The organism is Gilliamella sp. CG35, from assembly GCF_046635745.1.
GTDB classification, from domain to species: Bacteria; Pseudomonadota; Gammaproteobacteria; order Enterobacterales; family Orbaceae; genus Gilliamella; species Gilliamella apicola_I.
The window spans coordinates 1-23,857 of the sequence record NZ_JBIDFH010000005.1 but is presented as its reverse complement, the minus strand read 5'-3'; the positions used below and the strand labels follow the sequence as shown (position 1 = coordinate 23,857).

General features: G+C 35.4%; 19 protein-coding genes. 16 read left to right on the top strand and 3 right to left on the bottom strand.

Annotated elements, in window-relative coordinates:
- Positions 1 to 2: 2 nt before the first annotated feature.
- The 3 genes from ACGH4F_RS03455 to ACGH4F_RS03445 are packed head-to-tail and all read right to left on the bottom strand — an operon-like array spanning position 3 to position 2,680.
- Positions 3 to 863: a metal ABC transporter permease gene (locus ACGH4F_RS03455; protein ID WP_411589983.1), complete on the bottom strand. Its 861-nt coding sequence runs from the start codon at positions 861 to 863 to the stop codon at positions 3 to 5.
- Positions 864 to 1,760, bottom strand: a complete 897-nt coding sequence (locus tag ACGH4F_RS03450; RefSeq protein ID WP_267350505.1) for a manganese/iron ABC transporter ATP-binding protein — start codon at positions 1,758 to 1,760, stop codon at positions 864 to 866. It lies immediately after the preceding gene.
- On the bottom strand, positions 1,760 to 2,680 hold the full coding sequence (locus ACGH4F_RS03445) for a metal ABC transporter substrate-binding protein (RefSeq protein ID WP_267360655.1): 921 nt from the start codon (positions 2,678 to 2,680) through the stop codon (positions 1,760 to 1,762). Before ACGH4F_RS03445 ends, ACGH4F_RS03450 begins: the two co-directional genes overlap by 1 nt.
- Before the next feature lie 600 nt (positions 2,681 to 3,280).
- Between ACGH4F_RS03445 and tssB the strand changes: the two genes are divergently transcribed.
- From tssB to ACGH4F_RS03365, 16 genes are all read left to right on the top strand, one after another.
- On the top strand, positions 3,281 to 3,781 hold the full coding sequence (gene tssB, locus ACGH4F_RS03440) for a type VI secretion system contractile sheath small subunit (RefSeq protein ID WP_065559521.1): 501 nt from the start codon (positions 3,281 to 3,283) through the stop codon (positions 3,779 to 3,781).
- Positions 3,782 to 3,852: 71 nt separating this feature from the next.
- The gene (tssC, locus tag ACGH4F_RS03435; protein ID WP_267350500.1) at positions 3,853 to 5,385 is read left to right on the top strand and encodes a type VI secretion system contractile sheath large subunit; all 1,533 of its coding nucleotides are present in this window, start codon (positions 3,853 to 3,855) and stop codon (positions 5,383 to 5,385) included.
- A gap of 52 nt (positions 5,386 to 5,437) precedes the next feature.
- A complete protein-coding gene (gene tssK, locus ACGH4F_RS03430; protein ID WP_267350497.1) occupies positions 5,438 to 6,790 on the top strand; it encodes a type VI secretion system baseplate subunit TssK in 1,353 nt (450 codons plus the stop codon).
- Between the two features lie 9 nt (positions 6,791 to 6,799).
- Positions 6,800 to 7,465, top strand: coding sequence for a type VI secretion system protein TssL, short form (gene tssL / locus ACGH4F_RS03425; protein WP_267350495.1), 666 nt, complete (start codon positions 6,800 to 6,802; stop codon positions 7,463 to 7,465).
- An 11-nt stretch (positions 7,466 to 7,476) separates the two neighbouring features.
- The gene (locus ACGH4F_RS03420; protein ID WP_267360659.1) at positions 7,477 to 9,237 is read left to right on the top strand and encodes an OmpA family protein; all 1,761 of its coding nucleotides are present in this window, start codon (positions 7,477 to 7,479) and stop codon (positions 9,235 to 9,237) included.
- A gap of 35 nt (positions 9,238 to 9,272) precedes the next feature.
- Positions 9,273 to 9,761, top strand: a complete 489-nt coding sequence (locus ACGH4F_RS03415; protein WP_065559516.1) for an Hcp family type VI secretion system effector — start codon at positions 9,273 to 9,275, stop codon at positions 9,759 to 9,761.
- A gap of 70 nt (positions 9,762 to 9,831) precedes the next feature.
- A complete protein-coding gene (gene tssH / locus ACGH4F_RS03410; RefSeq protein WP_267350491.1) occupies positions 9,832 to 12,702 on the top strand; it encodes a type VI secretion system ATPase TssH in 2,871 nt (956 codons plus the stop codon).
- 585 nt (positions 12,703 to 13,287) lie between these two features.
- On the top strand, positions 13,288 to 13,554 hold the full coding sequence (locus ACGH4F_RS03405; RefSeq protein WP_267350490.1) for a PAAR domain-containing protein: 267 nt from the start codon (positions 13,288 to 13,290) through the stop codon (positions 13,552 to 13,554).
- A gap of 4 nt (positions 13,555 to 13,558) precedes the next feature.
- Positions 13,559 to 14,683 carry a hypothetical protein gene (locus ACGH4F_RS03400; protein WP_267350488.1) on the top strand — a complete coding sequence of 375 codons (1,125 nt, stop codon included), beginning with the start codon at positions 13,559 to 13,561 and terminating at the stop codon, positions 14,681 to 14,683.
- A gap of 19 nt (positions 14,684 to 14,702) precedes the next feature.
- Positions 14,703 to 18,044 carry an ImcF-related family protein gene (locus ACGH4F_RS03395; protein ID WP_411589979.1) on the top strand — a complete coding sequence of 1,114 codons (3,342 nt, stop codon included), beginning with the start codon at positions 14,703 to 14,705 and terminating at the stop codon, positions 18,042 to 18,044.
- Positions 18,045 to 18,065: 21 nt separating this feature from the next.
- Positions 18,066 to 19,682, top strand: a complete 1,617-nt coding sequence (tssA, locus tag ACGH4F_RS03390; protein WP_267350485.1) for a type VI secretion system protein TssA — start codon at positions 18,066 to 18,068, stop codon at positions 19,680 to 19,682.
- Positions 19,683 to 19,779: 97 nt separating this feature from the next.
- Positions 19,780 to 21,543, top strand: a complete 1,764-nt coding sequence (gene tssF / locus ACGH4F_RS03385; protein ID WP_267350483.1) for a type VI secretion system baseplate subunit TssF — start codon at positions 19,780 to 19,782, stop codon at positions 21,541 to 21,543.
- Positions 21,507 to 22,568, top strand: a complete 1,062-nt coding sequence (tssG, locus tag ACGH4F_RS03380) for a type VI secretion system baseplate subunit TssG (protein WP_267350481.1) — start codon at positions 21,507 to 21,509, stop codon at positions 22,566 to 22,568. Before tssF ends, tssG begins: the two co-directional genes overlap by 37 nt.
- A gap of 2 nt (positions 22,569 to 22,570) precedes the next feature.
- On the top strand, positions 22,571 to 23,086 hold the full coding sequence (tssJ, locus tag ACGH4F_RS03375) for a type VI secretion system lipoprotein TssJ (RefSeq protein WP_267360663.1): 516 nt from the start codon (positions 22,571 to 22,573) through the stop codon (positions 23,084 to 23,086).
- Positions 23,087 to 23,512 carry a type VI secretion system baseplate subunit TssE gene (gene tssE, locus ACGH4F_RS03370; RefSeq protein WP_267350477.1) on the top strand — a complete coding sequence of 142 codons (426 nt, stop codon included), beginning with the start codon at positions 23,087 to 23,089 and terminating at the stop codon, positions 23,510 to 23,512.
- Between the two features lie 25 nt (positions 23,513 to 23,537).
- Positions 23,538 to 23,857: hypothetical protein (locus ACGH4F_RS03365; RefSeq protein ID WP_411589976.1), on the top strand; the 320-nt coding region annotated here is incomplete at its 3' end.

Sequence of the window (23,857 nt, the reverse complement as noted above, 5' to 3'; positions counted from 1 at the left end):
ACTTAATCCCCTTTACTTAAGCGAAGTTGTCTAATTTTACGGCGATTAGAAATTAATCCTTGTTTAGGTGCAAATAAAAAAGCAAAAATAAAAACTAACGTTTGCAATGTAACAATAACGCCACCTGTTTCACCATTTAAAAAGTAACTAAACCACGCTCCAATAGCACTGGTTAGTGCACCAATTATTACCGAAATAATCAATAAATGTGAAAATCGATTAGTCAGCAAATAAGCGGTTGCACCGGGCGTGACAACCATTGCAATAACTAAAATTGCCCCAACCGTTTGTAAAGCTGCAACTGTGCAAGCACTTAAAATAGTAAAAAAAAGGATTTTTAAAGGTAAAGGTTTTAAACCGATTGATCTGGCATGAATTTCATCAAAAAATACAACTAATAAATCCTTCCAGAATAATAATAAAAGTACAACCGAAACCAATATGATAATCTGCACTTGCCACATATCACTATCATCAATACCTAAAATATTACCAAAAATAATTGTCTGGGCATTAATAGAAGTCGGATTTAATGAAAGAATTAATAAACCAATCGCAAAAAAAGTAGAAAAAATAAAACCAATAATGGCATCTTCTTTTAATCGGGTCATTGCTCTTACCATGGTAATAGAAAGTGCAGCCAATAATCCCGTAAAAAAAGCACCTACCGAATAAGGTAAACCCAGTGCATAAGCTCCGGCAACACCTGGGACCACTGAATGAGATAAAGCATCGCCCATTAATGACCAGCCCTTTAACATTAAAAAGGCAGATAAAAAAGCACAAGCTGCGCCGACAATGCTACTTACCCAGATGGCTTTTAGCATAAAGTCATAACTAAATGGTTCAAGAAGGAGTTCCATTTATTGCTGTCCTTTTGGTTCATGATCATGATGTTCAACAAGTAAATCTTGATGAGGAGAATCATCTTTACCTTCACCATAAAATATTGCTGCACGTTCATCATCGGTTAAAATAGATACCTTGCGAGGATCTTCATCTTCATGTAACTTTTCACCCGAAAGACTTAAATAACGCAAAGCACCGCCAAAAGTAGTCATTAAATTTTGAGGAGTAAACGTGGATTGAGTTGATCCAAAAGCAAGAACAGTTTGATTAATCAAAACAACTTGATCACAAAATTCAGGTACACTACCTAAATTATGGGTAGAAACTAAAATTAAATGCCCCTCATCACGAAGATCCTTCAAAAGTTCAATAATGGCATTTTCTGTTTTAACATCAACCCCAGTAAAAGGCTCATCTAATAAAAGTACTTTACCTTGTTGAGCTAACGCTCTGGCTAAAAATACACGTTTTTTTTGACCGCCAGAAAGCTCGCCAATTTGTCGATGTTTAAATTCGAGCATATCTACACGCTTTAGGGCAATATCAACTTGTCTTTTATCCTCTTTACTTGGAATACGTAAAAAAGACATATGTCCATAACGTCCCATCATTACTACGTCAGACACTAACACAGGAAAATCCCAATCAACCTCTTCCGTTTGGGGTACATAAGCAATAATATTTTGTTTTAATGCTTGTTTTACAGGCGTATTATTAAAAGTCACTTGTCCCTTAGTTGGTCGTATCATCCCCATAATGCTTTTAAACAGTGTGGATTTACCACTACCATTAACGCCAACCAGTGCACATATAGTGCCACCATGTAAGCTAAAACTTGCATCATGAATAGCAGTGTGACCATTATTATAAGTCACAGTAATATCATCAACGTTTAGGCAAATTTGAGTCATCAGTTTTCAAACCCCTTAGCTATTGTTTCAACAGTCACTTTTAATAAATCGATATAGGTTGGTACTGGGCCATCTTTAGTTGAAAGTGAATCAACATATAACACACCTCCATACTTAGCACCTGTCTCTTTACTTACCTGCTTAGCCGGTTTATCCGAAATCGTACTTTCACTAAAAACAACCGGAATATTATTTTTACGAACAGTATCAATCAGATTTTTAACTTGTTTAGGTGTGCCTTGCTGCTCAGCATTAATCGGCCACAAATACGCTTCTTTAAGATTATAATCTCTTGCCAAATAACTAAAAGCCCCTTCACTGGTGACTAACCAACGCTGAGATTCTGGAATTTTGGCTAGGCGTTCTCTTAAAGGCGCATCAAGAGCTTTAATCTTAGCAACATAATCGGCAGCATTCTTATTGTAAATATCGGCATGTTTCGGATCATATTTAACAAAAGCAGCACGAATATTTTCAATATAAGTTAAAGCAAGTGTCGGAGACATCCAAGCATGTGGATTAGGATTACCTTTATAACTTCCTTCCTGAATCGGCATAGGGTCAATTCCTTCTGTTACCGTAACCGAAGGAACATCTTTAATATCTTCAAAAAAACGCTTAAACCAAAGTTCTAAATTAAGTCCATTCCATAATACTAAATCGGCAGAAAGTGCTTTGGTAATATCTTGAGGGGTTGGATCATATTCATGAATCTCGGCACCAACTTTAGTGATTGACTCAACTATCGCTGCATCGCCCGCAATATTTTGTGCGATATCTTGAATCACGGTAAATGTCGTAACAACTTTAAATTTTTTTTCTTCAGCGATTGCAGAGTTAGCCACGCCAGTAAGAATAATTAATGATGTAAAAATTAAATTTAATAAAGTTTTACGACTTTTGATAGAATTGAATTTCATTAGCAACTCCTATTTAATAATATACTCAATCATCTTCAAGATACCGAGAAATCAAGGAAAACGTGAAAGCTAAAAAGAAATCCTTTTCATAATAGCTTCCTTTAACTATCTAATAAAGTGATAAAAATAAATACACTTTAAATGTTAATGAGAATTATTATCATTTAAGTCGCTAAAGTCAAATAAATTTGTTTAATTTAGTCAATTTTTAAATTATTAGATAACGTATTTTAAATAAATATTTATTGAAAAAGGAGATAGCCTTATCTATTAAAATAATAGCCATTTTAATAATTGATTTATTGAGTTAACTATAGTTAAAAAAATTTAAAAAACATTTTAAAAATTGAATTAGCATTAAATTTAATAAAATTTATTTAAAATGATTAAAAAACAATCCATCAGTTCACATCTGCGACATCATAAAAACCCTTTATTTTGCTAGAAAAATAAGCAAATTTTAAAAAAAATTCTTTATGAAAAAATTAATTAATTTAAGCGTTAAGATTGTAATTAATTCGTAAATCGTGTAATTTATTCACAACTTAAGGGTAATTATTTATTTTAGCCTTTAAAGGGAATGGAAATTTAGGAGAAATTATGTCAAACAGTTATCAAAATGAAGTCCCAGCTGCCCGCGTGAATATCAGTTTAGATTTACACACTGGCGGAGCCTCAAAGAAAGTTGAACTACCACTTAAAATATTGTCAATTGGCGATTATGGTCGTGGAAAAGACAAACGTTCACTTTCTGAAAAAGAAAAAGTATCGATTAATAAAAATAATTTCGATGCAGTGTTAAACGATTTTAGACCAGAAGCTAAAATAAGTGTACCTAATACACTTGCAGATGATGGTAGTGACATCAGTGTTGATTTGGTGTTTGAATCTATGAAAGATTTTTCACCAGAACAAGTCGCTAAAAAAATCCCACAACTACGTTCTTTACTTGCTATGCGTAATCTATTAAGAGATTTGAAATCAAATCTATTAGATAACGCTACTTTCCGCTATGAACTTGAAAAAATAGTGAAAGATCAACAACTCTCTGATGAGCTCCGTGCTGAATTAGAATCAATTGTATCTGAAAGTAAAAAATAAAATTTTAATCAATCAAAACTCAATTTGCACAGCAAAATATAAAGTTTGATAAAAATTAAGAGATAAAAGTAATGAACGTACAAAAACAAAGCAATGCTAGTAAAGCAACCGTAGTAGAAGAGAATGGTAGTGTTTACCAATCTTTATTCGATAAAATCAATCTAAGTCCAATCAAAAAAGCGGGTGAAATTGATAAATTTGAAGATAACGAAGTATTATTTGAAGCTTCACAAGATGAACGTGTCACAATGGCAATCAATATTTTATTAAAATTGATTCAAAGTTCATCGCAAAAGATTGAAAAATTAGATAAACACCTATTAGATTATCACATCAGTCAAATAGACCAAAAATTAAGTCGTCAACTTGATGCTATTATGCATCACGAAACGTTCCAAGAAATCGAAGGAACATGGCGTGGTTTAAAATTCTTAGTTGACCGTACTGATTTCCGTCGTAATGTCAAAATTGAACTTTTAGATGTTTCAAAAGAAGATCTTCGCCAAGATTTCGAAGATGCGCCAGAAATTATCCAAACAGGTTTCTATCGTCATACCTATATTCAAGAATATGACACACCGGGTGGCGAACCAATTGGTGTAACAATTTCAAATTATGAGTTTGATCGTAGTTCACAAGACATCTCATTGTTACGTAATATTTCTAAAGTTGCAGCTGCTGCACACATGCCATTTGTAAGCTCTGTTGGTCCAAAATTCTTTGGTAAAGAAACCATGGAAGAAGTTGCTGCAATTAAAGATATTGGCAACTATTTCGACCGTGCAGAATACACTAAATGGAACAGCTTCCGTGAAACTGATGACTCACGCTACATCGGCTTGACTTTACCAAGAGTGCTTGCTCGTCTGCCTTATGGGCCTGATACAATACCGGTACGCAGCTTCAATTATGTTGAAGATGTAAAAGGACTTGATCATAACCGTTATTTATGGACTAATGCATCCTATGCGTTTGCTGCAAACATGACTCAAAGCTTCATTCGTAATGGTTGGTGTGTACAAATTCGTGGACCGCAAGCAGGTGGACTAGTTGAAGATTTACCAATTCACCTTTATGATTTAGGTACTGGTAATCAAGTAAAAATTCCTACCGAAGTGCTTATCCCAGAAACTCGCGAATTTGAATTTGCTAATTTAGGATTCATCCCATTATCTTTCTATAAAAATAGAGATTATGCATGTTTCTTCTCTGCGAACTCAACGCAAAAACCAGCACTTTATGATACAAAAGAAGCAACAGCAAACAGCCGTATTAATGCTCGTTTACCTTATATCTTCTTATTGTCACGAATTGCTCATTACTTAAAAGTTATTCAACGTGAAAATATCGGTGCAACTAAAGACCGCCGTATGTTAGAACTTGAATTAAATAAATGGATAAGCAATCTTGTCACTGAAATGACTGATCCAAGTGATGAAGTTCAAGCGGCTCACCCATTAAGAGAAGCAAAAGTCATTGTTGAAGATATTGAAGATAATCCAGGATTCTTCCGTGTTAAAACATTCTTAATTCCTCATTTCCAAATCGAAGGAATGGATATTAATTTATCAATGGTATCACAGATGCCAAAAGCTAAATCATAAGTATTAGCTTTTACTTGATTTCATTAATATCTATTAAGGAGTGTTAGGACACATGAAAATATTTCGTCCTTTATGGAATGAAGGCGTCTTTCTGACGCCTCAACAATTTCAACAACAAGCGTTGTGGGATCAATTCACTTCACAAAAATTAGCCACTCTAGCGGTGGCTAACCCATGGGGAATTGAAAACCTATCTATTGATTTGCAGGCACTAACCTTCGATCGATTACAAGCAGAATCAATAAGTATCCGATTTTCTGATGGTGTTGTCATCAATACGGATATAGCAGATAAACTACCGGAAGCGAGAATATTAAATACCGATATACCTGTCGAGCTTGAAGAAGTAACCGTTTTTATTGGTATACCGTTACTACAAGCCAACGGGGGTAACTGTTTACAAGAAAATCAACGTCTTGAACGCCCACTGCGTTATAGACAAGATTGGGTAGAAGTTACAGATTTATTGGGGCAAAATGTCGAAACTATAGCTGTAGAGCATTATGCGTTAACATTCTTATTTGATTTTGAAAATCAAAGTGATTATCTAACCTGTCCTATAGCACGATTAAAACGAGATCTTAACGGGCGATTTGTACTGGATCAAGAATATCTTCCACCAATGTTAAACCTGCATACACAAAGTGGAACATTAGTTAAAGAACTTGAATTATTATGTGTTCAAATGCAAGCCAAACGGCAACATTTAACAGGAATGCGTCATGAGCGAAATCAACAAATGGCAGAATTTGCCACCGCTGATGTGTCATTATTCTGGTTGTTAAATGCATTAAATACTTATGAGCCTCAACTCAAATTTTTGCGTGATAATCCAACGATTCATCCTGAAAAGCTTTATCAAACATTAATAGCACTAACCGGTGCATTATTAACTTTCTCGCTTTTAAATAATGTAGATGGTATTCCAGCTTATCAACATAATAATCTTAATGAAGTTTTCCCTCCATTATTTGGATTAGTACGCAACTTACTGGAAGAAAGCTTACCTTCTCGAGTAATTAAAATTGAATTGGTTCATGACAAAGACACACTATGGACAGGACGATTAAATGACTCACGTCTTGTTGAAGATGCTGATTTCTATCTTTCTGTTCGTTCAAGTATGCCTGGTCATCAATTACAATCGCGGTTCCCAATCTTATGTAAAGCAGGTGCACCTGATGATGTTAGACAAATCATTCATTCTGCGTTATCTGGTATTCCAATTAAAGCATTGAGCCATGTTCCGGCAGCTATACCGGTACGTTTGGATAATCAATATTTTGCACTAGATCTTTCACATGAAGCGGCCAAAAATATGTTGCTTACACGCTGTTGTGAATTTTATGTACCACGTGCAATGCCTGATATTTCTTTGGAATTGTTTGCCGTATTGCGGTCATAGGATCAAATTATGAGTATAGAATCAAAACCAATTGTTATTGATGAATTATTACGAGATTCCATCTTAGTTGTAGTGCAGTTAAAAGCTAAAGCTGATATTCCATCAGGACATAAATTGTACGAAATTTGTAAACAACAAGTTATAACCGTACGAGAAAAATTACATCAAGCGCAGTATAGCCAAGATGTAATTGATGATATCAGTTATGCTTTATGTGCTTTATTAGATGAAACTGTATTACTTTGTCATCGAGATAATCCGAAAAATCAAGACTATGATGAATGGTTAGGTTCGCCATTACAAGTTATCTATTTTAACACGCACAGCGCGGGTGATGATCTATTCGATAAAATTCGTTCTCGCTTAAAAGCTGATAAAAAAGAAGGAATTGTTTTAGCTTGTTTTGACCGAGTATTAGGACTTGGTTTCCAAGGCTGTTATCTTGATAGACCTCAAATGGAACGAGAGCACCTGATACTCGCGCTACGTGAAGCTCTACGAGAATATGAGCCAGAACAATCATATCCAATCATTGAACAGACCAAAACATATCGTTATCAGTTTAGAAAAACCATTCTACTAGCTTGTACTGTCGTATCGGTTATTGTCGTTATTGGGCTTTACTTTTTATTGGATAATCAACTAGACAACTTGGTTAAGCAACTTGTTGGTTAAAAAGGTTTATTATGAGCGATTACCCTAAGCGCATTCAAATTATATATGCAGTCGTATTGAGTTTATTATTATTGTTTGTTTTCCTACCAATAACAATTGGCTGGAAAATACTTGGATCGATTCTCGTCTTTGCTATTGCCGGAGGTTTTCTTTGGCAAATGCGACGTTATCGACGAGTGCTAGCATCATCAACAGCAAATATCCAATTTTTAACTCAAAAACTTGATTTATTACCGGCAAGACAGCGTTATCGTTTACCAATACTCATGGTTACGGGTAGCGCGGCTAAAGATTTTTTTCCTGATGATTTATCGCTTGCCGAATCTAATGTATTAGTTTCGTCTGAAGCAGTTTGGATCTACGTTGATGAATTTTCACATCTACCGATAGTTTACGATTCATTAGTGGCGAAATGGCCTGATATGCTTGGTCGTGTAGGTATTTTCCTTGCCTTAACACCAGAAACAGAAGACAAACAGGGCTTATTCGTAGCTAAACTACAAGCATTTCGTCAATCATGGGTGGACACTTGTAGAATAGCTAAATACCAAATGCCTGTCTATCTTTCAACACATGTTGGACTGAACGACTTAATCTATGATGAAAATAACCCATTACCTGTATATTGGTTTCAATTATTAAATCAAAAATTATACTTGTTAGATCGTTATTTGTCGCCAATTACAAATTGGGTTAATGACATCAAAATTCCAACAGATGAACGTGAACGACGATTAAGACTTCGACCATTTTTAAGTGAAACAGAAAGTTGGATTGAAGACGTAGTATTAACCACTTTAGTTAATGACAAGCAACCTATTGCTAAATGTGTACCGACTGGTGTAGCAATCTATCCTACCAATCAATCGATTGTTCACGATAATCTCATGCAAAAAATATGGGAAAATGCGACAAGTTTATCATTACCAAATACGCATAAAATACAAGACGGTGTCACCCCGCCAGATGCATTAGTTAAATTTATGCCAATTGCATACCCATTTTCGCCTATTAGTTCCATGATCTGTGGTTTAATCATGATCACATCATTATTTTTAATGGGAAGTATGGGGGCGTCATTTTGGAATAACATCAAATTAATCGATAGAATTCAGAATGATATTCATCATTACCATTTAGTTCCAATGGGCAATTATGATGAGAAAAAAGAGGCACTTGAAGTACTACGAAATGATAAAACAATGCTAAATGAATACTATGCTAAAGGTGAACCTATTCGTTTAGGAATGGGATTATATCGTGGATTACAGCTTGTTGAACCGCTCAATGTAGCCATGAGTGACTACGTAGCAAAACCACCAGAGCCTGAAAAAGTGATCGTTGAAAAAACCCAGGTTATTGTTAAAGAACCACCTCCGCCAATTCGTCTAGATAGCTTGGCGTTATTTGAAAGTGGACAAGCAAGTCTAAAATCGGGTTCAGAAAAAGTACTAATTAATGCATTAATGGAAATACAAAAACAGATTAATGCAAATCCTGGTACAGGTTGGTTAATGATCATAACGGGTCATACCGACTCAGTTGGCGATGAAACCAAAAATCAACAACTATCATTTAATCGAGCCATGTCAGTACGTGATTGGATATTAAAAGCGAGTGACATACCAGAGACCTGTTTCGCCATCCAAGGGTATGGTGCAAAAAAACCTTTAGTGGATAACGATACTCCAGAAAATCGTGCAAAAAACCGAAGGGTAGAAATAAATTTAGTTCCTCAGGCGTCAACATGTATTTTGACGAATGAAAACTAAGAGTGTGAAACAAAAACAATAAAAGGAGATAAACAATGGCTGTACCAGCTTATATGTTTTTAAAAGATGACGGCGGTGCCGAAATCAAAGGTTCTGTAACCGTTGTTGGTCGTGAAGGAAGTGTAGAAGTGGTTGAATTCGATCACCGAGTATACATCCCAACCGATGGTAATACAGGTAAATTAACAGGAACTCGTGTACATAAAGCACTTGAATTTGTTAAAGAAGTTGATGCATCTTCACCTTACCTATACAAAGCTGTAACTACTGGTCAAAACTTAAAATCAGTTGAGATCAAATGGTACAAAATCAACGATGCAGGACAAGAAGTTGAATATTTCAATACATTAATGGACGGTGTAAAAGTCGTATCTGTTAAACCTGAAATGCACAACATCAAAGATCCAACGAAAGAACAATACAACCACTTAGAACGTATTGAACTTCGTTATGAAAAAATTACTTGGACTTATAAAGATGGCAACATCATCCACTCAGATAGCTGGGTAGAAAGCCGAGGTTAATTTTAACTTACACAGTCCCTATTTATAGGGGCTGTATTTATTTTATTAATGATTAAGGAAAGAAATAGTAATGATAGCTGATCCCTCTGTTTTATTAAGACGACTAAATCCGTACTGTGCGAAATCGCTTGAAGCTGCGGCTGGATTATGCCAAACACGAGCACATACCGAAATTACACTTGAACATTGGTTATTAAAATTACTAGAACAGGGTTCAGGTGACATAACGATAATTTCAAGACATTATCAACTCGATATGGATAAAATTTGGACTGGATTACTCAATTATCTAGACGCACTACCGCATACTATTAACACAAAACCAAGTTTATCGCCATCGTTGATAGCTGTAATGCAATCAGCATGGTTAAAAGCGTCGCTAGAAAATCATGAAGAAGTTATTCGCTCAGTTCATATATTGCAAGCATTGCAAGAAATGCCACATTGCTTAAAAGCTCAAGATGCATGGCAACTACTTAGTTTATCGCCGGTTTCATTGCAAAAAATGCGATTACAATTGGATGAAACTTCGGACGAAAACCCAGCTAACCAATACAGCTATCAATCCGATACAGCGATCAGCGCTACAGACAGTTTTGGTATTGATTCAACAGCGAACTCAACAATCGCTGCAAACAAAACACAAAAAAACGATGCGAATGATGCTACAAATAATAATGATAAACAAATCGCTCAACAAAAGCATCATCAAGCGGCGCTTGAACGTTTTACCGAAAATGTCACTGAAAAAGCCAAATCAGGTAAAATTGATCCCGTTTTTGGTCGTGACAGTGAAATCAGACAAATGGTCGATATTCTATCCCGTCGTCGTAAAAATAACCCAATTCTTGTCGGTGAACCAGGGGTAGGTAAAACTGCGCTAGTTGAAGGTTTAGCACTTCGAATTGCTGAAGGAAACGTACCAAAAAATCTTGCGGATGTTAGCATCCTAACGTTAGATCTTGGATTATTACAAGCTGGAGCTGGCGTAAAAGGTGAATTTGAACAAAGATTAAAAAATGTGATTGATGCTGTTCAACAGTCTCCAACCCCAATATTGCTATTTATTGACGAAGCTCATACTATTATCGGCGCAGGTAATTCAGCCGGTGGCGCAGATGCGGCAAACTTACTAAAACCTGCATTAGCACGTGGAGAACTACGCACTATTGCAGCGACAACATGGTCTGAATACAAACAATATTTTGAAAAAGATGCCGCTTTAGAGCGTCGTTTCCAAATGGTCAAAGTAGACGAACCTGATGACGATCGAGCATGTTTAATGTTGCGTGGCTTAAAATCACGTTATGCTAAACACCATGGTGTACATATCCTAGACGAAGCTGTCAAAACAGCCGTTTCACTATCAAGACGTTATATCAGTGGACGTCAACTGCCCGATAAAGCGGTTGACCTGCTTGATACAGCGTCAGCACGTGTACGTATGGGGCTAGATACGATACCAGAATCAATTACACAGCTTGAAGCTAAAATTGCTTCACTAAAAATTGAACAAGATGCAATTAACGCAGATCTGGCATTAGGTGAAAATTTAACGAGCGATCGCTTAAAAGAAATAGACATCCAGTTAGCCAAACTACAAGACAAATTAACTATTCAACAAACTCAATTTGAAAAAGAGAAAAAACAAATTGAAACATTGATAGAATTACGTCAAAAACTGACGAATAAATCAGATAGCAAGCTACTTAAAAAACTCAGCGATGCTCAGCAAGAATTAAATGAGCTACAAGGTCATAACCCATTACTTTCACTTGATGTTGACAGTCGCACAGTCTCATCCGTTATATCAGACTGGACAGGTGTTCCATTAGAAAGTTTACTAAAAGATGAGCAAAGCCACTTACTTGCGCTTGAAGATGATTTACGTCAACGTGTTGTGGGACAAGATAATGCCCTGTTTGAATTAGCTAAACGTATTCGTGCAGCAAAAACTGGACTGACATCTGAAGATGCACCAATGGGCGTATTTTTATTAGTTGGTCCGTCAGGTGTTGGTAAAACCGAAACAGCTTTAGCATTAGCAGATACCCTATTTGGTGGTGAACAATCACTGGTAACCATTAACATGTCAGAATACCAAGAAGCGCACACCGTATCACAACTTAAAGGATCACCTCCGGGATACGTAGGTTATGGTCAAGGTGGGGTATTAACCGAAGCCGTTCGAAAACGACCATACAGTGTTGTGTTACTGGACGAAGTTGAAAAAGCACATCGTGATGTACTTAACTTATTCTATCAAGTCTTTGATCGTGGCTTTATGCGTGACGGTGAAGGTCGTGAAATCGATTTCCGTAATACCTTAATATTAATGACATCTAATTTAGGTAGTGATGAGCTTATGGCGCTTTTCGAAGAAATGCCAGATGCCGATATTGCGACACAACAAGAACTTCTACGTCCGATCATTCGTGAACATTTCCAACCGGCATTATTAGCACGTTTCCAAACAGTAATCTATACACCACTTGGTAAAGACGCATTACGCAAAATTGTTGAAATGAAACTCAATAAAGTTGCCAGCCGACTACAAAAACATTACAAAATTGTATTTAATGTGGGCGAAAAACTTTACGACACTTTGGTATCAGCGTGTTTACTACCAGATACAGGTGCACGAAACATTGACAGTATCTTAAATCAACAAATTTTACCTGTGGTATCAAATTTATTACTACAACGAAGCAGTACAACTAACAATCAAGTACCAACGTTAATCCTTGATTTTGACGAATCAGAAGGAATCGTACTTGAATGGGAAAGTGAGCAAACTAAAGCAAAATCTGCTAAAACAAAATCAGTTGAAACCAAACAGGCAGAAGCTAAGCCTGCTAAAGCTAAGACGGTTAAAACAACTAAAGCTAAACAAGCAGAAAATACTAAAGATAAGAAAGAGAAGGCTACCAAAAAAGCCTAATAAGTAAGTAAAACGTTAACGAATAAAATCGTTAGCGTTTTACAAAATGATAAAACAGTGAAAGTGTTCATCAATCTTTTCGGTTAACATTATCTTAGTAAAATTGTAGCGATACTGAATGATGTCACACATGATTTTGATGTTAGGTTGAAGTATGAATGCTTTTTACTAATTTCTGTTTTAATGAATTGAAATTTATGAATATTTTAATTTTACATGATATTAAACAATTACCTATATCACCAATAATAAACTTCAAAATAAGAATTATATACCAACAAATAATAAATTAATTATGGTGATTAAAAGCTGACTAATATAAAAGAAAATACTTTGGCTAAAGTAATAATTAAAAATAAATAGTGATTCATAGCAAACAGTTATAAAAATAAAATTGTAATAATAGTGTTAGTTAATAACCCAAAAATAATGTTATTTGCATATAAATTATAACTTAAGGGTATTAACTCGATACTGATAATGAACATAAAGTGATCGAAAAAAATTAATTTGCAAATTTTATACAATATCCGATGGTTGCATAAAAAATGAAACACCAATAAATGAATAATAAAGGAATGAAAGATGGCTAAAAATGTAGTGAGATTAGGTGATCCGACTACTCATGGAGGTAATGTAATTACTGCTTCATCCACCATGATTGTTGAAGGCAAACCCGTTGCTTTAGTCGGTGATTTGGTAAGTTGCCCAAAAAAAGGGCACGGAGTCAATCCTATTATTGAAGGTGTTGAAAGAAGTTATTCGGATGGAAAACAAGTCGTCGTAGATCAATGTGCTTGTGCCTGTGGCTGTAAAGTAATTTCGACAATTAGTACATCGGAGATGGAATAATATTATGTCTTGGCCTAAACCAAATGTTACAAATATAGTAAAACAACCTATAAGTTTTAGTCGTGCAAAATGGGGAATTTTTTTTGTTGTATTAATTATAATTACCGCGTTAATACTTGCAGCCTTATGGCCAGATAAAAGCTTTGCGACTCAATTCACTTACTGGGCTGGCGTAATTTTAATACCAACTATAATTGGAGGTTCGGCATTTGGCGTACGAATATATCTTTATGGTTTAGCACAAGAAGAATATGAAATATGGCAAAATGAACAACAAACTATTGATAATAATTGGCAAAATTGGGCAATGAAATCATTAGTTGTTCTTGAAAGTTATTATTATTTAGTTAGTAATGTCAATGCAAGAAAAATATTCGATGATGAGATCAATATAGATTCTCAGATCAACAAATCGCTTGAATTTGAAGAAACATTTGAATTGAAGCACAAGCTTGAAGATCTATTCATCAAATTTAATAAAATACTGGCTCTATTGCCTAAATCTGAAACATTGCATATTACAGTTTATTCATCAGACAAGTCTTATCAACCTATTGATAACGAAATAAATCAAGCTATTCGAGCATCTAACATAGAAAATAAATTTACTTTACAACAGCAAATTCTTTTTCGTAACACTAATATAAAAAAAATAGTAGAAAATATTGATACACCAGATTCAGGTTTAGAGCTAATTATAATTAATAATCAAAAATCAGAAGGGTCTGCTTTTTTGGCCAGTTTTTTACTGCTTAATAAAGACTATTACGAAGATTTAAAATTGGATTTTGCAAAGATAGAAATCTTAAGACCAATGATTGCTAATGATTTAGAAGAAGGTCTGAATCAAATGGTCGAAATGCAAAGTGCACTTAAAACAATAAATCAACTTTGGGTAACCAATATAAGTAATAAACAAAAAGCTGATGTGGCTAAAGAATTAACGCTACATGAGATTTCACCAGAACATATATATTCACTTGAAAGTTTTGTCGGTAAGTCAACAGAACTTACTTATTGGTTAGCATTAGCACTTACATGTGAAATGATGAGTATAACTCAGAACAATAATTTAATTGTTTCAGAAAGCCAACACCAATGGCAATTTTCTGTGATAAAAAATGTATAAAAAAGGAAAGGTGTGTTAAATGAGAAATAAATGGAAACGAATTGGATTAATTTTCATTATTTTATTAGGGGCCATATCAATAGCTATAGGACTATCTATTTGGGGTGATGACCTAGGTTACAAAACATTAGGACATAAAATAGAAATTTGGATATATTGTATGCTATTTTTATTAGGCTTACTTTTAACGCCTTCCATAATAACGAATAGTCGACGACTAGCAGCAAAAGATAAAGCGAAAATAGAATCACTTAATCCTGCTGAAACAGATAAAAAAACGAAAAAAGTAATTCCATTTTCAGAATTTATCGATATACAAAAAAAATGTCGTTACATTACAGGTATATTTTGGCGCTACAAAATTCGTAAATGTCTGGTTCTTGGAAAATCAAATGACATAGAAAGCGTTTTTCCTCGCTTACCTCAAGAACAATGGCAATTGAATGATAAGACATTAGTGATTTATGGTGGAGATATTGAAGATGAACTTAATATCCCATGGTTACAAGCTTTAAAAAAACACCTTTCTCGGTTTTTGCCATTTTCACGAAAACCATTAAATGCGGTAATTTGGGTGGTGCCTAAAAATTATCTTGTCAATAACCGTCAACAACAATCAATTATTGAAAAGGCAGTATTACAATTTAAATCTCGAGATAAAATTTTAAAGTGGTCTTCGCCGCTTTATCTTATCTCAACGGAAGAAACCGAATGGTCACAAGCAGGACGAATCGAGCAAAGCGTTGGTCTGATATTTCCAACATTAAATAAAGAATCAATGGATTCTGTGGTGTTATCACTTAATCAACTAGCTTCAGAATGTAGCAAACGTGGTATACAGCAAATTAAAGAAAAAACGACATATTCGTTTTTACTTAAATTAAGTCAAGATTTAGTAAAAGGTAATATTACTAATATTCAACGTTATTTAAGTTCATTGACAGCACTTCCCTATTCGCCACGAATACGTGGATTATTTTTTACACCACATCAAGTCTTATCCAATGATGAAATCCCGTACTTAAATAACTATTTGACTATGACGCCAACATGGGAATCGATCAGTGAAGATGCAAAGTTACAGTCAGGTCGACGAATGGGCATTCAATGGGGACTAATTATTAACTGCGCGATATTAGGTGCAATACTCGTTACGGGAGTAGGATTAATCACATCCTATCTTCAAAATGCATTTCTTATTAACGGAAGTATTGAACTGGCAAAACAAGCTGATGATTCGGTAAATAAAAATTATAAGACAAAATTACAGACACAATTTGAATTGCAACAACGCATTGAGCAATTATTACATCGTAAACAACATGGTGCACCATTATCGTATCGATTTGGATTAAACCATAATGATCAGCTACTCAGTAAATTATGGCTTACTTATAAAGTTACCAACTCACGCAATATTGCAACACCATTCCATACGTTAATGACTGACTACTTAACGCTATTAACAGAACTTCCACCGGATAGTCCTGAACGTTTGAAATTAGTAGATTCTGCATATGACTTTTTAAAAGCTTATTTAATGCTAAGTCATCCCGATAAAAGCGATGGTATATATTTAAGCCAGTTTGCCTCAGATAAATGGCGAGCACCGGAAGGTATTAGTGATGGAGATTGGCAACGACTAATGCCCGATCTTGTCCGTTTTTGGGGACAAGTCTTAAAAAATAATCCTAACTGGGCATTACAAGAAGATAAACGTTTAGTAAATGGCGTACAAAAAATATTAATTAATAAAATTGGTGTTCAAAATGCTGTTAATACGCTTTATCAAGACATAATTCAACGTGCAAGTCAGCAATACAATAACCTAAATTTAAATCAACTGCTTGATGGTATTGACAGTAATATACTTTTTATCAATGATGTAGAAGTACCTGGTATATTTACCCGAAAAGCATGGGAAGAAACCATTAAAGATGAGATAAATGATGCGGCTAAATCACGCAAAGAACAAATTGACTGGGTATTAGGGGAAGGGAGCCAAAGCAATTTAATTGCCTCAATATCACCTAATGTATTAAAACAGCAGTTGAAAGATCGCTACTTTAGTGAATATGGAGCATCATGGGCTTATTTTCTAAATAACATCCAATGGCAGCCAGCTAACAATGTTTCTGATGTCATTGAACAGTTAACGTTACTCGCTGATAATCGCCAATCACCACTAATTGCACTTATCAATGTAGTTAAATATCAATCTGAAGTTGATTATTCAGGTGATGGCATATCGGATAATTTAATTCGTACTGCTCAACAAATTATGGGCAAAAGAAACCAATCTATTATTCCTATAGCCAATAATGAAGCATCGGGGCCTTTAACAGCTACTTTTTCACCAATTGTAAATCTAATAAAAAATGAAAACAGTAATAGTCTTTCATTACAGACTTACTTATCTCGAGTAACACAAGTTCGCTTAAAATTACAAAATGTGACCAATAGCGCCGATCCTAAAGCAATGATGCAAGGACTTGCAAAAAGCGTATTTAAAGGGACTTCAGTTGACTTAACCGAAACTCGAGATTATGGAAATCTAATTGCAGCTAATTTAGGTAATGAATGGTCAGGTTTTGGTCATAGCTTATTTAAACAACCGCTTGAGCAGTCTTGGCAGGTAGTATTAACACCTGCAACAGAAAGTTTTAATGAAATTTGGCAAAATTACATTGTCAATCAATGGGAAAAGTCATTTGCGGGTCGTTATCCATTCAAAAATAGTGAAAATGAAGCATCATTAGCTGAACTTGCTCGTTTTTTACGAAGTGATACTGGAATTATTGATAACTTTATTATAAATGAACTAAACGGTGTATTAGAAAAGAAAGGCGGACGTTGGATAGTCAATACCGTGAATGCTCAAGGTCTTAACTTCTCACCAAAATTTCTTGATGCATTAGAGTTATTTAATGATTTATCATCCGAATTGATCACATCAGGTGATGTAACCTTATCGTTCGATTTAATGCCACGTAGTGGTAACAAAATTGTTCGTACTGAATTAATCATCAATAAACAAAAACTAGAATACTTCAATCAAGCCCCAACATGGCAACGCTTCAATTGGCCAGGGGATGGCTATTCACCTTTTTCTCAACTCAGTTGGAGTTCTGATGAGGCAGGGTTAAAACTATTTGATTACTACAATGGTGATTGGGCACTTATAAGACTACTTGAAAAAGCATCTGTAAAAGCGCTTGATTCAAGTCGTTATGAACTAGTTTGGAAAGTATCTGACGAAGGTAAATTACGATATGTATTAAGGACACAATTGGGGCAAGGGCCACTAACGTTGTTAAAATTGCGTAATTTCACCTTACCAACCAGAGTATTTGAAAATTAATTAAAATGATGGAAAATTATTATGTTTAGCCAATTGTTAAATCGTTTATTTGGAACACAAGATTCAACTGAATCAGTCAAAAAAAATTTAACCCAACAATGGGCGGATTGGCTAGAACCAATTAGTCCAGAAAAACCTACAGGTGAAGATTTAACTTACCACGATACTTTTCAAGAAATAAAAGAAGAAATCGCCAAACTATCAGGTATTGATTATGAATTGATTGTCACTGAAAGTGAAAACATATTAAAACAGAGCAGTAAGGATATTCGAGTGGCAACTTATTATTGCCTAGCCCGATTACATCTTGACGGCGCAGAAGGATATGCGGACGGTGTTGAATTATTAGCCGGCTTACTTGAAAAATTCGGAACAAATATTTATCCATCACGGCATAATGTCCGCAAAAATGCGATTGAATGGTTGGCTAATGCAAAATTTATTGATCAACTTACCCAATTACAACCAATTTCTGACGAATGCCTGTCACGTATCATTGTTGCATTAAATGAATTAGATAGCACAATCAAAACACTTTTTGTCAGTGAAAACCCTGATCAAGCTATTGAAGCACCTGATTTATCAGCTCTCGTACATTTTTTTAGTAATAACTTAAAACAACAAGTTAGAAGTTCACAACCAGAAGAATCGACATCGTCATCATCTTTAGCTTCGTCTGAAACAACGGCCGAATCTTTTCCAAAAATGACAGATGTCAAAATTGGTTCTCAACGAGATTTACTGGATCAAGCTCGTAAAATGGCGGCTTTTTTACGCGAAAAGCCAGAAGGATATCTTGCTGCTGGTCGCTTTTTACGAATATTACGTTGGGATACCATTGTCGATTTACCGCCAGCAGATCATCGAGGACGTACTCGCTTACCAGCGCCAAGAGCAGAACTAAAACAAAATATTAGTCGATTGATAATTCAACAGCAGTGGTCTGAACTATTTGAGCGTGTAGAAGCTGCATTCATGGAAGGTGCTAATCATTTTTGGTTAGACCTTCAGCGAGCAACGATTATGTCACTACAAAAAATGGGGGCACCACATCAAGCTTGGGCGGATATATTTCTAACTGATATAGGTTTGATGTTAGAAAGATTGAATGGCATAGAACGGCTTTCATTCGATAATGGCACACCTTTTGCCGATGATGAAACACTTAGTTGGATTGCAACCAATGCAAGAATTCATCATTTAGATGAAGGTGACAGTATTGCGCCAATATCGATTTCTGGTGAAAACGATTGGAACGAAATAGAAAAACAAGCATACGAATTAGCGCAGTCTGAAACGTTGGAAAAAGCATTTCAATGGTTACAAAATTTGCCAACATTACGCTCACCTAAACAGCGATATTTACTGCAATATACGCAAGCAAGAGTAGCTGAACAACTGGGTAAACAAGAAATTGCATTAAAATTATTGATTGGCTTAAATAACCAACAACAATCAATGACATTGCTTGACTGGGAACCAGAGCTAATCTTTGATGTTAAACGATTTTTATTAAAGCTATTAAAGCAAAAAAATCAATTAAAAGATGGTATAAAAGTTGAATTATCAGAGAAAATAGATCTGTTACAACATGAATTAATGCAGCTTGATCCTGCACGGGCACTCAGCATGATGTAAAAAGGCAGCATCAAAAAACTAAATAATGAATAATACAAATTTTGTAATAAAAACAATTAACCAAGTGAAAATAACACAACAATGAAAGAGATTAACAATGGATGATTTAATTTTACGCTATTACGAATCGGAAATGCGATATTTGCGAGAAGCCGGAAAAGAATTTGCTAAAATACATCCTGATAGGGCAAGTTTTTTAAACTTAGATCGTGTCGGAGACCGTGACCCATATGTAGAACGATTATTTGAAGGTTTTGCCTTTTTAACAGGACGGTTACGCCAAAAAATTGATGACGATTTACCTGAACTAACAGAAAGCTTAGTCACCTTACTTTGGCCACATTATTTACGTTTAATTCCATCATTATCGATTGTCGAATTAACACCAAATTATACAACGCTATCACGTCAAGAAGTGATCCCTAAAGGCCTGCAAGTACAAACCGAGCCACTTGGACAAGTTGGCACTAAATGCCCATTTCGTACAACTCAAGAAGTGACATTACAGCCAATAAAAGTTAATCAAGTGACTTTAGGGCTTAATCACGATGGACGAAGCATGATAACTATCCGTATAGGTTTTAGCGAATTGGCGGATAAAGAACAGTTAGACTTATCATGTTTACGCCTATACCTAAATGCTGATGCACCAATTGCATCAACTTTACATCATGCATTGACTCAGCAAGTAGGACAAATACATGTTCGTTATTCAGATGATCCAGAAACACGAGTTACGCTTGATGGAAAAATTACACCAGTAGGATTCAGTGAAGAAGATCGCCTATGGCTCAAACCAGATAATGCGTTTTCAGGATATCAACTACTATTGGAATATTTTGCATTTCGTGAAAAATTTATGTTTGTTGACTTACATGGTTTAAAAACAAGCAATATATCAGAAGCATGTACTTATATCGATATAGAATTAACGCTCAATCAAACATGGCCAAGCGACATGCCATTTGGGCATGATAACATTCGTTTGCATTGTGTCCCTGTTATCAACCTGTTTGACATGGAAGCGGATCCCATTGTTGTTAATCAGCTAGAAAGTGAATACCTACTAAGACCACTGTTAAGACAGGACGGGCATATAGAAGTTTATTCAGTTGAAAATGTAGAAGCGATCACCAATGATGGACGATATCGTTATGTACCATTTACCAGCTTTAAACACCGTGGTGGAATGTTACGTCACGACGCACCGGAACGGTATTATCACACACGTGTGAGAAAAGGGCCTTCGGGGCTACATGACACATGGCTAATCTTAGGTGGAAAAATATGGGATAAAAACGAAATCCTTGAAACCGAAACTTTATCATTAAGAGTCACAGGAACCAATGGAATGCTACCACGTAAAGCACTACGCAATGCACGCATTCATAGTCTTCTTGATTCAAATAGTAGTATTGCCAAAGTACGCAATCTTTGTTCACCGACAATGCCTTGTTATCCGCCGACAGAAGATCGTTTTTATTGGCGAATATTATCGCATCTTGCACCAAATTACTTATCGTTAATGAATGCCGAAGTCTTACGAGGAACTTTAGCGCTATACGACTGGACGGACAACGAATTAAATAGAAGACGTCTTGAAGGCATAGTTGAGGTCACTCATCGCATGATTAAGCGAACCGTTAAAGGCATGTTACAACGGGGTATAGAAATTGAGGTCACTATCAATAGTTTTCAATTTTCGGGTGAGGGTGATGTCATGTTATTTGGTGAATTATTACATCAATTTTTTGCCTTATATGCCGATGTCAATTTATTTACGCAGTTGGTTATTATCAGTTTACCTACAGGAAACAAAATAGTATGGAATCAGAGCAAAGCATCGAAAACAGCCCTTTAATGCAAATGCTTGAAAAAGAACTGCCAAGAATCAATTTTTATCGTTTTTGTCAGTTACTTGAGCAAATGTATTCAGTAGATCCGATATTAGGGAAACATGAATCGCCTGCGGCTGATCCGTTACGATTTGCGCCTTCGGTGGATATGTCATTTCCGGCTAGTGAACTAAAATATATTGAGAAAGCACCTTATATCAACCGTCCAACAACGGTAAGAACGCGATTTTTAGGTCTATATGGTGTTGATGCCGTATTACCACTAGGTTTGATTGATAACATTATCCGTCGTGATGAAAACTATCAAGTTATGACTGACTTTCTTGACATGTTCAATCACAGAGTCATCACACAATTTTATCGCATTTGGTTAAAATACCACTATCCGGCAAGCTACATAGAAGGAGGACGAGACCCCGTATCTCAATGTTTATTTGGCTTAATTGGGTTAGGTATCAAAGGCATAAGAGAACAAATTGGCACGCCATTATCACGTTTTTTTGCATTACTTGGACTAATGTCACAAAAAACACGAACAGCAGAAGGGATTGTTGGACTTATTCGAGTTATGGTTGATGATGCCAAAGTTGATGTCAGTGAATTTTATCCTGTTTGGCAATCAATAGATAATCCTGCAAAATTAGGTGGAAAGGAACCTAATCGAATTGGGTTAGATGGTGGTGGAACATTGGGTTCACGCTTCAAAGAGTGCAATCAAAGTATTCATATTTCAATAACGCCACAACACGAACATCAAATTGCTGAATTATTGCCTGACGGACAATTATTCCATGACATCTTAGCATTATTACGCACTTATTTAGGCTATCGAGTAGATGCTAAAATAACGCTGTGTATTAAACGAATTTTTCTACCAAGAAGTCAATTAAAATCAAAAAATAGCAGATTAGGATTAACTGCATCTTTTAATAAAACTGACGAAAATAATCAACCCATTCAAGACGAAATCAAAGTCAATTTGGGAAGTTATTCAGGCGTTGATTATCGAGCATATCAAACAAAGGACTAAAAATGAGAATAATCAAAACATTAATTGCAAGCTTGTTAATTATTTCGCTAGCGGGTTGTGGTATTGCCCAAAGCGTAAGTGAAACAGCAGTTGAAATCACAGATTCTGTTTTTAAATGGAATGTTAGAACGTTACATTTAGATCTTAAAGCAAGAGCAGAACTCAATGTAGATGATGATAGTCGATCATCACCTGTTGTAATTCGCATTTATCAATTAAAAGATGTCGATAATTTCAATACAGCCACCTATCAAGAACTGGTTGATAATGATAGTGAAATCTTACAAGAATCACTGATTGAAAGTAAAGAAGTCGTATTAAAACCCGACACTGCTATTTCAATTGATATCCCATTTGACAAAAAAGCCGATGCGGTTGGAATTATAGCACTTTTCAAAGAGCCGAATTTAAAAGATAACACTTGGCGATTAGTCTTGGAGCGGGGTGATCTTTATATAACTGAACCACGTGAAATTATTGCTAGTCAATATACCATTAAACTTGTGGAAGAAAAGTAAATGAGCGCATCATTATATGACATCTTATATGGCTATTTCGAATCTGGCATCCCGGTGGATGATATAGACGAAAAAGAACAAACGATTATAAGTGTAATGGATAACATTGAACGTATCTTAAATAGTCGGGCAGGGGCTATTAACCATATGCCTGATTATGGGCTACCGGACATGTCTACTATCTTTCAAGCATTACCGTCATCAGCTTATGTATTAATGAGAGCTATAGAACAAACACTACTTATTTATGAACCACGACTTGAATCGATTAATATCAATATCGATGAAAAAAATAATGACTCAATGGTTCTCAGTTATGAATTAGTCTGTTATTTCAAAGAAGGTGGACTTGTTAAATACGGCACCTACTTTATGCCTGATGGCAAAGCACAATTAAGATATACCAAAAAAACGACACGTACTTAATGTCGAAAATACAAAGGAGTAACCCATGGCGAACAAAATAACCACCCTTATCAATCAAGTCGGTGAAAGTTTACTGAATGAATTAACGGGCGAGGTAAGCCACAACCGCTACACCTTAACGGTTGATAATTTGATTTCGCCGGTTTCTGTTTTACACGTACAAGGTGATGAACAGCTCAACCAGCCATGGTATTACACCATTGACTTTACCAGCCCGGATAAAACCTTATCGCCCGATGATATACTCAATCAAAAAGCATCATTTTCCTTTAATCCTGCGGTTAAAAATGTGCTGGCAACGGCGATTCGTTCCCTAAGTGACCTGCCTGTCGAGAGTGACTTACG